Here is a 13,439-nt window from a genome sequence, read left to right on the forward strand (position 1 = left end):
TCGCAGTTTGTCAATCGTCGAAATACAGGTTCCTTTGCCGCCGGCTTGGGCAGCGCCATGTCAGGGCCAGCCGAGCGGACCTCAGGCGGACTGCTTCGCGCTCTGCCGGGCCGTGAGCGTCGCCTCGATCGCTTCGACCACGCCGACAAGCTCGGCGATGCTGTCGATGACATAGTCGGCCCCGGCCGCGCGTAGCTTCGCCGCCGCCTCGCCGCGCAGCTTCTGCTGTTCGAGCAGCGGCAAGTCGTTCCATTCGGCCAGCGACAGGCCGACGCAATTGCCGGAGATGGCGAGCCCGACCGTCCAGGTGCCGGCGGCGACGCCTTCGGCGATGCCGGGCTCGGTATCGTCGACCTTGATCACGGCGGAAGGCGGATAGACGCCGAGATCGGCGAAGCAGCGATACATCATCAGCGGGCTCGGGCGGCCCTCGACGAGATCGCCGGCGCAGACGAGGTTGTCAGGCTCGTAGCCCTGCGCCGCCGCGACCGGCAGCAAGCGCTCCATGATCTCGCGGGTATAGCCGGTGGTCGAGCCGATCTTGAGCCCGCGCCGGCGCAGATTGGCGATGCTGTCGGCTGCGCCGGGGATGAGGTCGGCATAGTCGGTGACGACGGCGGCGTTGAGCGGCACGAACTCAGCGTAGACCGCATCGATCGCCGCCTCGCCCGGTATCTCGCCATGGGCGGCACGCCAGGCCTCAGCGATCGCCGGCTCCGCCATCAGCGCCGCGATATGGGCGCGCTTGGGCAGGCCCATCGGGCCGCGCGCCTGCGCGATCGTGATCGCGACGCCGAAGCGGGCGAAGACCTCGACGAAGGCGCCCATCGGCGCGCGCGAGCCGAAATCGACGACCGTGCCGGCCCAGTCGAGCACCACCGCCTTGACGGTCTGGAAGGGAAGCAGGGACAGCACGCTCATCCGAACATCTCCGCAATGGTCTCTTCGCCGATGGCGAAGGAGGTGGACGCTCCCGTCCCCGATGTGACGATGACCAGGCTGGTGCGCTCGGCGACCCATTCGCGCAGCATCGGCCGGTCGGGCAGGCTGGCATAGGTGCCGAGCCAGCGCGCCTCGACGGACGGCCGGGCGCCGAACACCGCCTCGTATTCGTCGAGGATCAGCTCATCGACATCGGTGTCACCGAACGGATCGGGCGTCGCGGCATAGTGATGGGAATCGCCGACGACGCGGGTGCCGTCGGCCGAGGCGACGGTGATCAGATGGATGCCATTGGCGAGCTGCTTGGGCTGCTCGCGCTCGAGCCGGGCGCGCAAGGCGGCGGCCTCCGGCAATTCGGCATAGCCGAGATAGCGCACCAGCGAGAGGTCGGACATCACCGCGCAAGGCAGATCGGGACCGGAGGAAGCGGTCCGCACCCGCAGCATCTGCAGCTTGCAGCGCGTCAGCGCGGGATAGGCGGCTTTGAGCGCGTCGGCATAAAGACCGGTGAAATCATCGCCCGGGCAGATGATCGCGGCGTCCGCTCGCAGGACCCCGTTCGAGGTCTCGATCACCGGCAAGGCCACGCCGCGCACTGTTGTCTTGCGCAGGATGGTGACCCCCCAATCGCGTTCGAGATGGGCGGCGAGCAGCGGGATCGCCTCACGCGATTCGACGCGCAGATCATGCGGGCTCCACAGCGCCGCCTGCTGGCCGGCGAGGAAGGGGAAGCGCTCGCCGAGCGCATTGCCGCTCACCAGCTCGCAGCCCTCGCCCATCTCGGTCCTGAGGAAGGCTTCGAGTACCGCGGTCGCCTCAGGCCGGCGCGAGGTTGTGCAGAGCCCGGCATGGGCGATGGCGATGCCGGCCTTGGGCGCGATCTGCGCCCAGACATCGCGCGAGCGCTGTGCCCGCCGCCAGGTCTCGCCGGCTTGCTGGCCGGTCACGGTGATGAAGCCGAAATTGCGGATGGAGGCGCCGTTCGCCTGCGCATCGCGGTCGATCAGCACCACTTTCAGCCCGCGCCGCGCCGCTGCGAGCGCATGGGCGAGGCCGACGATGCCGGCGCCGACGATGGCGAGATCGAAACTGCGCTCCACGAACTGTCCTCCCGGCGCTCTTGCGATTCGCGCCCATGCCAATCGGGGCCGCTTAAGGCCCTTGCAATGCAGAACTGTGACGAAGCGGGGTTCGCAGCCGGCTCATCGCACGCCATGCGTGCAATGGTGCATGATCAGGAACGACCGCCGTCGACCGAGAGCACCTGGCCGGTCACCCAGCCCGCCTGCTCGGAGAGGAAGAACAGGCTGGCATGGGCGATATCCTGAGGTGTGCCGAGCCGGCGGGTATGGATGCCCTCGATCAATCGCTTCTGGCCGTCCGGACCATAGGATTCCCATTGCCGCTCGGTCGCCGGGTTGGAGCGGACGAAGCCGGGCGCGACCGAATTCACGGTGATTCCATGCGGGCCGAATTCCCAGGCGAGCTGCCTGGTCAGGCCCACCAGCGCATGCTTGGCGCTGGCATAGGCCTGGATGCCGGTCAGGCTCGGGCGAAGCCCTGCGCCCGAAGAGATGTTGACGATACGGCCGTAGCCGGCCTGTTTCATCGTCGGCGCGGCCGCCTGCGACAGGAAGAAGGCGGCGTCGACATTGGCGGCGAAGACGGCGCGCCAGTCGCTCTCCGAGATCTCCTCGATCGGCCGGCCGACCTGGCCGCGCACGCCGCCTGCGGCATTGACCAGGAGATCGAGCCGGCCTTCGGCGGCGAGGATCGCATCGACCAGCGCCTTGGCGGCTTCCGGGCTCCCGAGATCGGCGACATGGGCATTGGCGCCGAGCGCTTCTGCGCTGGCGGCGACGCCGTCCGCATCGAGATCGGCGAGATGAATCTTCGCTCCGGCGTCGACAAGCGCGGCGGCGATGGCGCGGCCGATGCCTTGCGCGGCGCCGGTGACGAGGGCTACGCGATTGTCGAAGCGGATTTGCATTGCTCGATCAACACCTTCAGCGTCTCGAACGACATCGGGCGGCGGCCATCCTCGATGTCCTGGATTAGCGATACCAGGAGTTCCAATGCCGGCGTGGCGACGCCGACCTCGCGGCCGAGCGCAGAGATGATGCCGATCTGCGGCTGGCCTTCCGTCTTGCGCTTGCGCACGGCGAGATCGCGCCAGATGCCGGAATGGGTCTTGGCGGTCTTCGAGGTGTAGTCGGCGAGCCAGGCGATCGTCTCGATTTGCGGCCCTTCCGGCGTATCCGGCGCGAACACGCTGGGATCGAACGCGCCGAAGCCGAGCGAAGCGACTCCGCGCGCCGCCGCGACCGCGCCGACCTCGCGGCCGAGCGCAAGCCAGACCGGCAGCCGCTCCGGATCGGCGAAGTTCGCCGACATGGAATCGTTGGTCAGGGCCGTGCCGAACAGCATCGCGCCATAGGCGAGCTTGCCCCAGAGATAGCCGTAGATGTTGTCGGTCAGGATCGCGTCCGGCTCGAACAACTTGAGCAGCCGGTGCATCTCGCGCACGCGCTCGCTCATCGCCCCGTCGAGCTCGCCGACGACGACAGCGCCGCGATTGCCGTAGAGGACCTCGCCCGGCCCATGCCAGTCGGCGCCGAAATTGACGAAGCAGCCCATGGTCCGCTGTTCGCCGACCGTCTTGGCGATGGTGATCTCGTTGAGCCCGTTCTGGGCCGAGAGCACGAAGCCGTCAGCGGCGAGATGCGGCTTCAGAGCGGCGAGCGCAGCCTCCGTCGCACCGGCCTTCACCGCCAGCACGATGCGCGAATAGCTGCCGGTCAGCTCCTGCGGCGTCACCGCCGGTACCGCCTGCCGGAACTCCTCGACCGGCCCGGTGATCGAGAGCCCCGACGTCCGACAGGCCTCGACATGCTCAGGCACGATGTCGACCAGCAACACCGGCACGCCGGCCCGCGCCCAATAGGCGCCGAGCGTGCCGCCGATCGCGCCGGCGCCCCAGATCAGGATGGGCTCGCCGCTCATGCCTGCCCCATCACCTCGACCTCCGCATGGGTTCCGACATGAACGAGCCCGTCCGGCGTCACCCATCCCCGATACATGCCTTCGGAGTTATAGGGCGCGACGATCGCGCCATCGGCCCCGACGGCGACGAGCCCGGCCCCGATCTTGTGCGCGGTGAGTTCTGCGATGGCGCGGTCGGCCGCCTCCTTCAGCGAGAGGCCGGCATAGCCAATCAGCGACGCGATCTCATGGCCGACGCAATGGCGGATGAAGAACTCGCCCTTGCCGGTGCCCGACACCGCGCAGCGCCCGTCGCGGGCATAGGTGCCGGCGCCGATGATCGGGGAATCGCCGACGCGGCCCGGGGGCTTGTTGGTGTAGCCGCCGGTCGAGGTCGCGGCGGCGAGATGACCGTCGGCGTCGAGCGCCACCGCGCCGACCGTGCCGTGCTTCTCAGCCTCGCTCGCCTCGTCGGCGGTGCCGACGAGCTCGCGGATCTTCATCGAGGCCAGGTTCTTGCGCCGCCTTTCGGTCGAGAAATACTCGTTCTCGACGATGTCGAGCCCTTCGGTCTGGGCAAAGGCGTCGCCGGCCGGACCGGTCAGCAAGAGCGGGTCGCCGCGATGCATCAGCGCCTTGGCGGCGCTGATCGGATTGCGGATGCGCTTGACCGCGCAGAGCGCCCCGGCGGCCAGGGTCGCGCCGTCCATGATCGAGGCGTCGAGCTCATGCTCGCCATCGGCATTGAGGGCGGCACCATAACCGGCGTTGAAATGGACGGAATCCTCCATCACCAGCACGGCGGCCTCGACCGCGTCGACCGCGCTGCCGCCCTTGGCGAGGACCGCCCAGCCGGCGCGCAGCGACTTGGCGAGATGGGCCTTGGCCTCGGCCCATTCGGCGTCCGTCATCTCGGCCTTGGGCAAGGTGCCGCAGCCGCCATGGATGGCGAGGGCGATGGTCATGCTGAGTTATCCTGACTTCAACTAGGCTGTCGCGAACGTGCGGTGCACCGTCATGGTCGGGCTTGTCCCGACCATCCACGTCTTCGTTCTTCGAGTGCCGTGTTCAAGACGTGGATGCTCGCCACAAGGGCGAGCATGACGGCCTTAGCTCGGCTTACTTCACCGGCTTGATGTCCATCGCCAGCGTGTCCTCGTCGACGCGCGGGCGGATCGTCACCTTGGCCTTCTGCATCGCCCAGGCCGAGCCGACCGCGACGATCGGCAGGCGCGGCCGGTCCTTGGCGACGATGGCGTTGGCCTGCGAGAGCAGGTCGTTGCGCTTGGCCTCGTCCATCTCGACCGCCGCGTCCTCGATCAGCTTGTCGAGCTCGGCGTTCTTGTAGCCAAGCACGTTGAAGGCGCCGAGCTTCTTGGCCGGGTCGTTCGAGTGCACCACCGAGGAGAGCGTGTAGTTCGCCTCGCCCGTCAGCGTGCCCCAGCCCGACATCGACAGCGAGAACTCGCCGCGGGTCCGGGCCGGGAAGAAGACCGCGCCGGGCTGGGCATTGGCGTTCACCTCGATGCCGATCCGTGCCAGCATCTGGGCGATCGAGGTGCCGACCTGGCGATCGCCCGGCAGGCGGTCATTGGTGAAGGAGAACGAGACCTTGAAGCCGTTGGGGTAGCCGGCTTCCTCCATCAGCTTCTTCGCCTTGGCGAGGTCCGGCTTCAGCGGCGGCAGGCTCTTGTTGTAGCCGGCGATGTCGGGCGTCACCAGCTGGTTGACCGGAGCGCCGAGCCCTTCCATCGCGATCTCAGCCAGTGCCGGACGGTCGATGGCGAGGTCGATCGCCTCGCGCACCTTGGCGTCCTGCATCGGGTTCTTGGGCAGGGCCGAGCCGTCCTTGGCGCTGACCTGCGGGGCCTTGTCCCGCATGTCGAGCTCCATGTTGAAGACATAGACGGTGTCGATGGTGGCGACCGAGAGCTTGGCATCGCGTTTCAGCGTCGGCACGTCGGAAGCCGGGGCGCGCACGATGATGTCGACCTGGCCGGCCTTGAGCTGGGCGACGCGGGCGGCATCGTTCGGCAATTCCTTGCGCAGCACCCGCTGCCACGGCTCCTTCTCGCCCCAATAGCCGTCGAAGCGCTCGAGCACGAGCTGGTCCTTCGGCGTCCAGGACACGAACTTGTAGGGGCCGGTGCCGATCGCCGCCTTGCCGGTATTGAAGGCGTCGTTGGCATTGTCCTTGGTCAGCCCGGCCGCCGCCTTGTGCGAGACGATGAACAGGCGGATGAAATCGTTCGGCAGGTTCGGCGCCGGACCATCGGTGACGATGTGGACGGTGAGCGGATCGACGATCTTCACCTCCTTGACGCGCCGGACATAGATCGTCGTCGGGTTCGGGCCAGCGACCACCGGGATGCGCTCGATCGAGAACTTGACGTCCTCTGCGGTGAAGTCCGAGCCGTCATGGAACTTGACGCCCGGCCGCAGCTTAAACTCCCAGACGGAGGGCTCGATCGCCTTCCAGCTCGTGGCGAGGCGCGGTTCGATCTGCAGCTTGTCGCCCGACCAGGTCAGGGTGTCGAAGACATGCTTCAGCGCTTCGGCATGCGTGCCAGTCGCGGTGAAATGCGGATCGATTGATTCAGGTCCCGCGCGCACGCCGATGGTCAGCGTCTGGGCCATGGCGGCGCCGGAGAGCGGCAATCCGATCAGGGCGGCAAGAGCGGCGGTCCGCCAGAGCGGGGACCGGTGCGACAAGGGCTTGGTCATTTGGAGGTCCCTTCGGGTTCGAGATCGGCAGGCCAGGTCGGGGAGGCGATCACCATCTTGTCCATCAGCTCGCAGAGCTGCTTCTGCTCGGCTTCGGTCAGCACCGAGAGCATCGCGGTCTGCTGGCCCACCATCATCGGCATGGTTTCGTCGAAGATGGCGCGCCCGGCCGGCGTCAGCGCCAGCACATAGCTGCGCAGATCGTCCGGATCGGTCTCGCGCTTGAGCAGGCGCCGCTGCAGCAGCTTCTGGATCGCGCGCGAGAGCGTGTTCTTGGGCAGGCCGGAGGAGGAGACGATATTCTTGGCCGCGACGCCGCCCTTGAGTCCGACGGCGTAAAGCGCGACGAATTCCGGTCGCACCAGCCCGTAGCGCGTCTCGATCCAGCGATAGACCGGGTCGTTGAAGCGGAAGGCGATGAAGTTAAGCCGGAACGACAGCCAGCAGGGATTGTCCCAGAGCTTGGTGACGGTCAGCGGATCGAGCTCGCGCAGCGCAGCCTCGCGGTCGCGGTCGAGTTTGGACAAGGAGGTCGGGGCGCGTGCCATCTCGGACATCCCATTTAGTTCCATATGGAACTTGACGGTCGCTGATGCGACTGTCAAGGATGACGCGGTTTCGCCGAAACGCAAGGATCAGGCCGTGCTCGTCGCCCGGATGAACTGGATGCAGATCGAGGACCAGGCGAAGCGCGACGATCGCTGCGTGCTGCCGCTCGGCTGCGTCGAGCAGCATGCCTATTTGAGCCTCGCCACCGATGCGATCCTGTCCGAACGCATCGCAGCCGAAGCGGCCGAGCCGCTTGGCATCCCGGTCTTCCCGGTGCTGGCCTATGGCATGACGCCGGGTTTCACCGCCTATCCCGGCACGATCTCGCTGCGCATGACCACTTACATCGCGCTGATCGAGGATCTGCTCGAAGGCGTCTACCGCTCCGGCTTCCGCCGCATTGTGCTGGTCAACGGCCATGGCGGCAATGCGCCGGTGATGACGGCGGTGACCGAATGGATGGGCCGGCGGCCCGACGCCAGCGTCAAGATGCACAACTGGTGGGCCGGGCCGCGCTTCCAGAAGGCGGTGAAGGCGACCGACCCTGCAGCCTCGCATGCCTCCTGGATGGAGAATTTCCCCTGGACGCGCCTCGAAGGCGTGACCCTGCCCGATGGGGTGAAGCCGCCCTTCGATGCCGCGCTCTACCAGGCCGCCAGTCCGCAGCGGAAGCGCGAGATCCTCGGCGACGGCAATTTCCATGGCCGTTACCAGCGGCCGGACGAGGAGATGCTGGCGCTCTGGGCCGTGGGCGTCGAGGAAACCCGCGCGGTGATGGTCGAGAGCTGGCCGTGATGACCTATCCTGCCGCTGTCTCTATCCAGGAGAGCGGCAACGAATCCCCTCTCCTTGGCATGGAGGTTGCGAAGCAACGGCGACGAATGTCCCTCCGATGCTGACCCATGTCATCGAGCGTATCCTGCAGGCGCTGGCCGTCATGCTGGTCATGTCGGCGCTTGTCTTCGTCGGCGTCTACGCGATCGGCAACCCGATCGACGTGTTGATTGGCCCCGATGTCAGCCAGGACATCAGGCTCGACACCATCGCCCGCTACGGCCTGGATAAGCCGCTCTGGGAACAGTATTTCACTTTTCTCGATCGCGTCCTGCACGGCGATTTCGGCCGCTCCTTCGTCTTCGGCATGCCGGTGCTGGAACTGATCCTGTCGCGCCTGCCGGCGACGCTGGAACTGACGCTGGCGGCCGTTCTAGGGGCGGCGCTGATCGGCATCCCCGCCGGCATCTATGCCGGCTACCGGCCGGGCAGCCCGCTGTCCAAGCTGATCATGGCGCTCTCGATCCTCGGCTTCTCGGTGCCGACCTTCTGGATCGGCCTCGTCCTGATCATGACCTTCGCCGTCGAGCTGCAATGGCTGCCGGCCGGCGGGCGCGGCGAGACCGCCGCGCTCTTCGGCGTCGAATGGAGCTTCCTGACGCCGAATGGCCTGTCGCATCTTTTGCTGCCGGCGCTGAACCTCGCCTTCTTCAAGCTCGCGCTGATGACCCGGCTGGCGCGGGCCGGCACGCGCGAAGTCATGCTGACCGACACCGTGAAATTCGCCCGCGCCGCCGGCATTCCGGAGAGCGTCATCCTGCGCCGGCATGTCCTGCGCCTGATCTCGATCCCGCTCGTCACCGTCTTCGGCCTCGAATTCGCCTCGACGCTCGCCTTTGCGGTGGTGACCGAGACGATCTTCTCCTGGCCCGGCATCGGCAAGCTGATCATCGACTCCATCCAGTCGCTCGACCGGCCGGTGATGGTCGCCTATCTGATGCTGGTCGCCTTCGTCTTCATCATGATCAACTTCCTGGTCGACCTCACTTATTTCGCGCTCGACCCGCGCTTGCGGAAGGGGCGGGCATGATGCGGACGGAAGCGCCGATCGCCCGCTTCTGGAGCGAGTTCAGGGAGAGCCGCGTCGCCGTCGCGGCGCTCGTCGTCGTCGTGCTAATGATCGGCGTCGCCCTGCTGGCACCGCTGATCGCGCCGCAGAACCCCTACGATCTCGCCAATCTCGTCCTCTCCGACGCCCGCCGCCCGCCCGGCTATGTCGGGTCCAGCGGCTATACCCACTGGCTCGGCACCGACGCGCAGGGGCGCGACCTGTTGTCGGCCATCCTCTACGGCCTGCGCATCTCCCTGCAGATGGGGCTGGTCGCCGGCACCTTCGCCTTCGCCATCGGCGTCGCGCTCGGCATCGCCGCCGCCTATCTCGGCGGGCGGCGCGAGGCCTTCATCATGCGCGTCATCGACCTGCAGCTCGCCTTTCCCGCGATTCTGCTGGCGCTGGTGATCTCCGCCCTGCTCGGTCAGGGCAAGGCGCAGCTCATCGCCGCGCTGGTCGCGGCGCAATACGCCTATTTCGCCCGCACCGCCCATGGCGCGGCCTCGGCCGAGCGCGGCAAGGACTATGTCGAGGCGGCGCTGTCGACGCCGCTTCCGGCGCGGCAGGTGATCTGGCGGCACATCCTGCCCAACTGCCTGCCGCCGCTGATCGTGGTCGCGACGGTGCAGGTGGCCAACGCCATCGCGCTGGAGGCGACGCTCTCCTTCCTGGGCGTCGGCCTGCCGGTGACCGAGCCTTCGCTGGGTTCGCTGATCGCCAACGGCTTCCAGTACATGCTGTCGGGCCGCTACTGGATCTCGATCTATCCGGGGCTCGCTTTGATCCTGCTGATCGTCGCGATCAACCTGGTCGGCGACCAGATCCGCGACCAGGTCAATCCGAGGCTGAAGCGATGAGGGCGGGTGTGAACCCACTTCGTCATGGTCGGGCTTGTCCCGACCATCCACGTCTTCGTCGATCGAGGACCGTGTTCAAGACGTGGATGCTCGGCACAAGGCCGAGCATGACAGGGGAGGCGCGCCCATGACCGACGTCCCTCTCCTCGCGGTCACCGACCTAACCACGCAGTTCTTCACCCGCGCCGGCGTGGTCAAGGCGGTCGACGGCGTCTCCTTCTCGTTGCGCCGCGGCGAGGTGATGGGGCTCGTCGGTGAATCCGGCTCCGGCAAGAGCGTCACCGGCTTCTCGATCATCGGCCTGATTGATCCGCCCGGCCGCGTCGCCGGCGGCTCGGTGAAGCTCGAAGGCCATGAACTCGTCGGCCTGCAGCCGGACGAGTTGCGCAAGCTGCGCGGCCGTGTCGTCTCGATGGTCTTCCAGGACCCGCTGATGACGCTGAACCCGGTGCTGACCATCGGCGAGCAGATCAGGCTGGCGATCGAGGCGCACCAATCCATTTCCGCAGCCGAGGCGCGCCAGCGCGCCATCGCCGGTCTCGCCCAGGTCCGCATTCCGCGCCCCGAGGCGACGGTCGATTTCTACCCGCATCAGCTCTCCGGCGGCATGCGCCAGCGCGTCGCCATCGCGATCGCGCTGCTGCACCGGCCGAAGCTGATCATCTGCGACGAGCCGACGACCGCGCTCGACGTGTCGATCCAGGCCGAGATCCTGGCCGAGATGAAGGAGCTCGTCGCCGAGCTCGGCACCGCGCTGATCTGGATCAGCCACGACCTCGCCACCGTCGCCTCGATCGCCCAGCATGTCGCGGTGATGCGGCTCGGCAAGATCGTCGAGTCCGGCCCGACGCTCGACGTGCTGACGCGCCCGCAGCACGCCTACACCCGTGCCTTGCTCGACGCGCTGCCCTCGCGCGCCAAGCCCGGCGAGTTGCTGCTGCGTGGCGGCGGCGTGCCCGATGCTGCCCCACCTCCTCGCAAGCCGGCGGCAGCCGCTGCCGCGCCGGTATCTGGCGCTCCGTATTTCGTCGCCGATCGCGTCAGCAAGCGCTTCGAGTCGCGGCCCGGTGCCCTGCGCGCACTCGGCCAGAGGCTCGGCTTCATGCAGCCGCCGCCTGCGGTGATGGCGGTCGACGAGGTCAGCCTGATCGTGCCGCGCGGCGAGGCGCTCGGGCTGGTCGGCGAATCCGGCTCGGGCAAGTCGACGCTCGGGCGCATGGCGGCGGGCATCTATGCGCCCACCTCGGGCACCGTTCGCCTCGAGGGCCGGCCGGTGATGAGCGAGGGCGCCGAGCCGAAGAAGCTCACGACCCGTATCCAGACGATCTTCCAGGACCCGTTCGCCTCGCTCAATCCGCGCATGCGCATCGGCGCCGGCATCGCCGAAGGGCCGCTCGCCCACGGGCTGGTCAGCAAGGCCGACAGCGCGGCTTATGTCCGCGACTGGCTCGCCGCGGTCGGGCTCGACCCTGGTTTCGCCGACCGCTATCCGCACCAGTTCTCCGGCGGCCAGCGCCAGCGCGTCGCCATCGCCCGCGCGCTCGCCATGCAGCCCGATCTCGTCGTCTGCGACGAGCCGGTCGCCTCGCTCGACGTCTCGATCCAGGCGCAGATCATCAACCTCTTGATGCGCCTGCGGGCCGAGCTCGGCCTGACCCTGATCTTCATCTCGCACGATCTCTCGGTCGTCCGGCATCTCTGCGACCGGGTCGCGGTGATGTATCGCGGCCGCATCGTCGAGGAGGGGGCGGCGGGCGACGTCTACGACAACCCGCAGCACGACTACACCAAGCGGCTGCTCGCGGCCGTGCCGGTGCTGCCCGAAGCGGCGGCCTGAACAGGAGGAACGCCATGACCGAACTGAACCCCTGGCAATGGCCGGAGGAGACCTGGCGCGGCAAGGTCGAGCAGGTGAGAGCCGGCCGCAATCTCAAGCCGAAGAGCTGGCCGGGTGGGGCGCGCTGCGCCGTGGCGCTCTCCTTCGACGTCGACCACGAGACCAACGAACTGCGCGATGGCGGCAAATCGGTCGGCCGGCTGTCCTGGGGCCAGTACGGCAACCGCGCCGGCATGCCGCGCATCCTCTCCATGCTGGCGCGCGAGGAGATCAAGGCGAGCTTCTTCGTGCCGGCGGTGACCGCGCTGCTCTATCCCGACGAGCAGCGCCGCGTGGTTGCGGAAGGCCATGAGGTCGGCCTTCATGGCTGGATCCATGAGGTCAATACGGCGGTTCCGCCCGACCAGGAGCGTGAACTGCACCTGCGCTCGGCCGATACGCTGGAGACAATCACCGGCGTCAGGCCGGTCGGCATGCGTACCCCGTCCTGGGATTTTTCCGAGGTGACGCTCGCCGTCGAGCGCGAGCTCGGCCTGATCTACGATTCATCGCTCTTCGCCGATGACGATCCTTACGAGCTGGTCGAGAAGGGCGAGCCGACCGGCCTGGTCGAATTGCCGGTCGAGTGGATCCGTGACGACGCGGTCTATTTCAACATGAACCGCTTCCAGGCGCTGCGGCCCTATACGGCGCCCGAGGCGGTGTTCGACATCTTCAAGCGCGAATTCGACGGCGCCTATGCCGAAGGCGGGCTCTTCCTTTTGACCATGCACCCGCATGTCATCACCTATCGCTCGCGCTTCTGGATCCTCGAGGAGCTGGTGCGCCATGCCAAGGCCAAGGGCGATGTCTGGTTCGCGACGCATGCCGAGATCGCGGCCTATGTGAAGGCGCAGGCGGGGCTCTGACGCGGGCGTGATTTCGGGCCGGTTGCCGCTGGGGCAGCGGAACCGTGCCCGATTTCGGCCGTTTTCGGTTCATTCGGAATTCAGGGCGCGGGGGCGTTCATCTCCGGAAGAACAACTGGAAACGGATGTCATGACGCGCACGAAAAACCTGCTCCTGCTCGGCACCCTCATCCCCGCCATCCTGTTGTCGCAGGGCAGTTTCGCCGCTCCATCGCTCCAGCTCGCCCAGGCGCAGCCCGGCGATGACGACCGGCAGGACCCGCGCCGCCAGCGGCCTCAAGGTGGACAGGAGCGTCCGACCCAGGGCGGGCAGGAACGTCCCGGCCCCCGGTCAGCGCCGCCGGTTCCCGCGCCGATCGCTCGTCCCCCTGCGCCGCAGGTCGCGCCTCCCGGGGGCCCGGCCGAGCCTCAACAGCCGCGCCGCCCGGTCCCGCCCGCAGGCACGGCGCCCGGCCAGATTGCTCCGCCTGTTCCACAGGGGGCGCCGCGAGCTCCCTCGGCGGCTCCGGGGCAGATTGCGCCGCAGCCTTCGCCCGCCCGGCCAGTAACGCCGCCGGCCCAGCCCAATGCCTCAGGCGCTCCGTCCGGCGACAGCGCTCCGCGCCGTCCAGCCCCCCCGCAGGCGGCCCCGGCCCGGCCGCCCGCAGCTGCACCCTCGGCACCTGCACCGGGCCAAGTTGCCCCGAGCGGTCGCGGCCAGCCCTCGGCTGTCCCGCCGGCCGGCCGTACGCCGGGTGCCCCGTTGCAACCCGGCA

General features: G+C 67.9%; 12 protein-coding genes. 5 read left to right on the forward strand and 7 right to left on the reverse strand.

From position 1 onward, the window contains the following. Positions 1-81 precede the first annotated feature (81 nt). The 7 genes from phnX to BMZ69_RS15630 all read right to left on the reverse strand — a co-directional run bounded on the left by phnX (position 82) and on the right by BMZ69_RS15630 (position 7,196). Positions 82-921 (reverse strand): phosphonoacetaldehyde hydrolase, encoded by an 840-nt coding sequence (gene phnX, locus BMZ69_RS15600; protein WP_092158140.1) that lies wholly within the window; start codon positions 919-921, stop codon positions 82-84. Continuing rightward, a complete protein-coding gene (locus BMZ69_RS15605) occupies positions 918-2,042 on the reverse strand; it encodes a TIGR03364 family FAD-dependent oxidoreductase (RefSeq protein WP_092158142.1) in 1,125 nt (374 codons plus the stop codon). Before BMZ69_RS15605 ends, phnX begins: the two co-directional genes overlap by 4 nt. 134 nt (positions 2,043-2,176) lie before the next feature. Further along, complete coding sequence (locus BMZ69_RS15610; RefSeq protein ID WP_092158144.1) at positions 2,177-2,932, reverse strand: SDR family NAD(P)-dependent oxidoreductase; 756 nt, start codon at positions 2,930-2,932, stop codon at positions 2,177-2,179. Next, positions 2,905-3,945, reverse strand: coding sequence for a ketopantoate reductase family protein (locus BMZ69_RS15615; RefSeq protein WP_092158146.1), 1,041 nt, complete (start codon positions 3,943-3,945; stop codon positions 2,905-2,907). Before BMZ69_RS15615 ends, BMZ69_RS15610 begins: the two co-directional genes overlap by 28 nt. Further along, positions 3,942-4,889: an isoaspartyl peptidase/L-asparaginase family protein gene (locus tag BMZ69_RS15620; RefSeq protein ID WP_092158148.1), complete on the reverse strand. Its 948-nt coding sequence runs from the start codon at positions 4,887-4,889 to the stop codon at positions 3,942-3,944. The genes BMZ69_RS15615 and BMZ69_RS15620 overlap by 4 nt, the downstream gene beginning before the upstream one ends. A 154-nt stretch (positions 4,890-5,043) precedes the next feature. After that, entirely contained in the window at positions 5,044-6,648 is a 1,605-nt protein-coding gene (locus BMZ69_RS15625) for an ABC transporter substrate-binding protein (RefSeq protein WP_092158150.1), read from the reverse strand. Beyond that, positions 6,645-7,196: a MarR family winged helix-turn-helix transcriptional regulator gene (locus tag BMZ69_RS15630; RefSeq protein ID WP_175506821.1), complete on the reverse strand. Its 552-nt coding sequence runs from the start codon at positions 7,194-7,196 to the stop codon at positions 6,645-6,647. The genes BMZ69_RS15625 and BMZ69_RS15630 overlap by 4 nt, the downstream gene beginning before the upstream one ends. Positions 7,197-7,290: 94 nt before the next feature. Here BMZ69_RS15630 and BMZ69_RS15635 point away from each other — a divergent pair, with 94 nt between their 5' ends. The 5 genes from BMZ69_RS15635 (at position 7,291) to BMZ69_RS15655 (ending at position 12,684) form a co-directional block, all read left to right on the forward strand. Next, positions 7,291-7,992 (forward strand): creatininase family protein, encoded by a 702-nt coding sequence (locus BMZ69_RS15635; protein ID WP_092158234.1) that lies wholly within the window; start codon positions 7,291-7,293, stop codon positions 7,990-7,992. Positions 7,993-8,089: 97 nt separating this feature from the next. Then, positions 8,090-9,061, forward strand: a complete 972-nt coding sequence (locus BMZ69_RS15640; RefSeq protein WP_092158154.1) for an ABC transporter permease — start codon at positions 8,090-8,092, stop codon at positions 9,059-9,061. Continuing rightward, positions 9,061-9,939 carry an ABC transporter permease gene (locus tag BMZ69_RS15645; protein ID WP_092158236.1) on the forward strand — a complete coding sequence of 293 codons (879 nt, stop codon included), beginning with the start codon at positions 9,061-9,063 and terminating at the stop codon, positions 9,937-9,939. Before BMZ69_RS15640 ends, BMZ69_RS15645 begins: the two co-directional genes overlap by 1 nt. Before the next feature lie 127 nt (positions 9,940-10,066). Next, positions 10,067-11,776, forward strand: a complete 1,710-nt coding sequence (locus tag BMZ69_RS15650; RefSeq protein WP_092158156.1) for a dipeptide ABC transporter ATP-binding protein — start codon at positions 10,067-10,069, stop codon at positions 11,774-11,776. Positions 11,777-11,790: 14 nt separating this feature from the next. Then, positions 11,791-12,684: a polysaccharide deacetylase family protein gene (locus BMZ69_RS15655; RefSeq protein ID WP_092158158.1), complete on the forward strand. Its 894-nt coding sequence runs from the start codon at positions 11,791-11,793 to the stop codon at positions 12,682-12,684. Positions 12,685-13,439: the final 755 nt, after the last annotated feature.

This window comes from Allobosea sp. CRIB-10 (genome assembly GCF_900112185.1).
GTDB lineage: Bacteria > Pseudomonadota > Alphaproteobacteria > Rhizobiales > Beijerinckiaceae > Allobosea.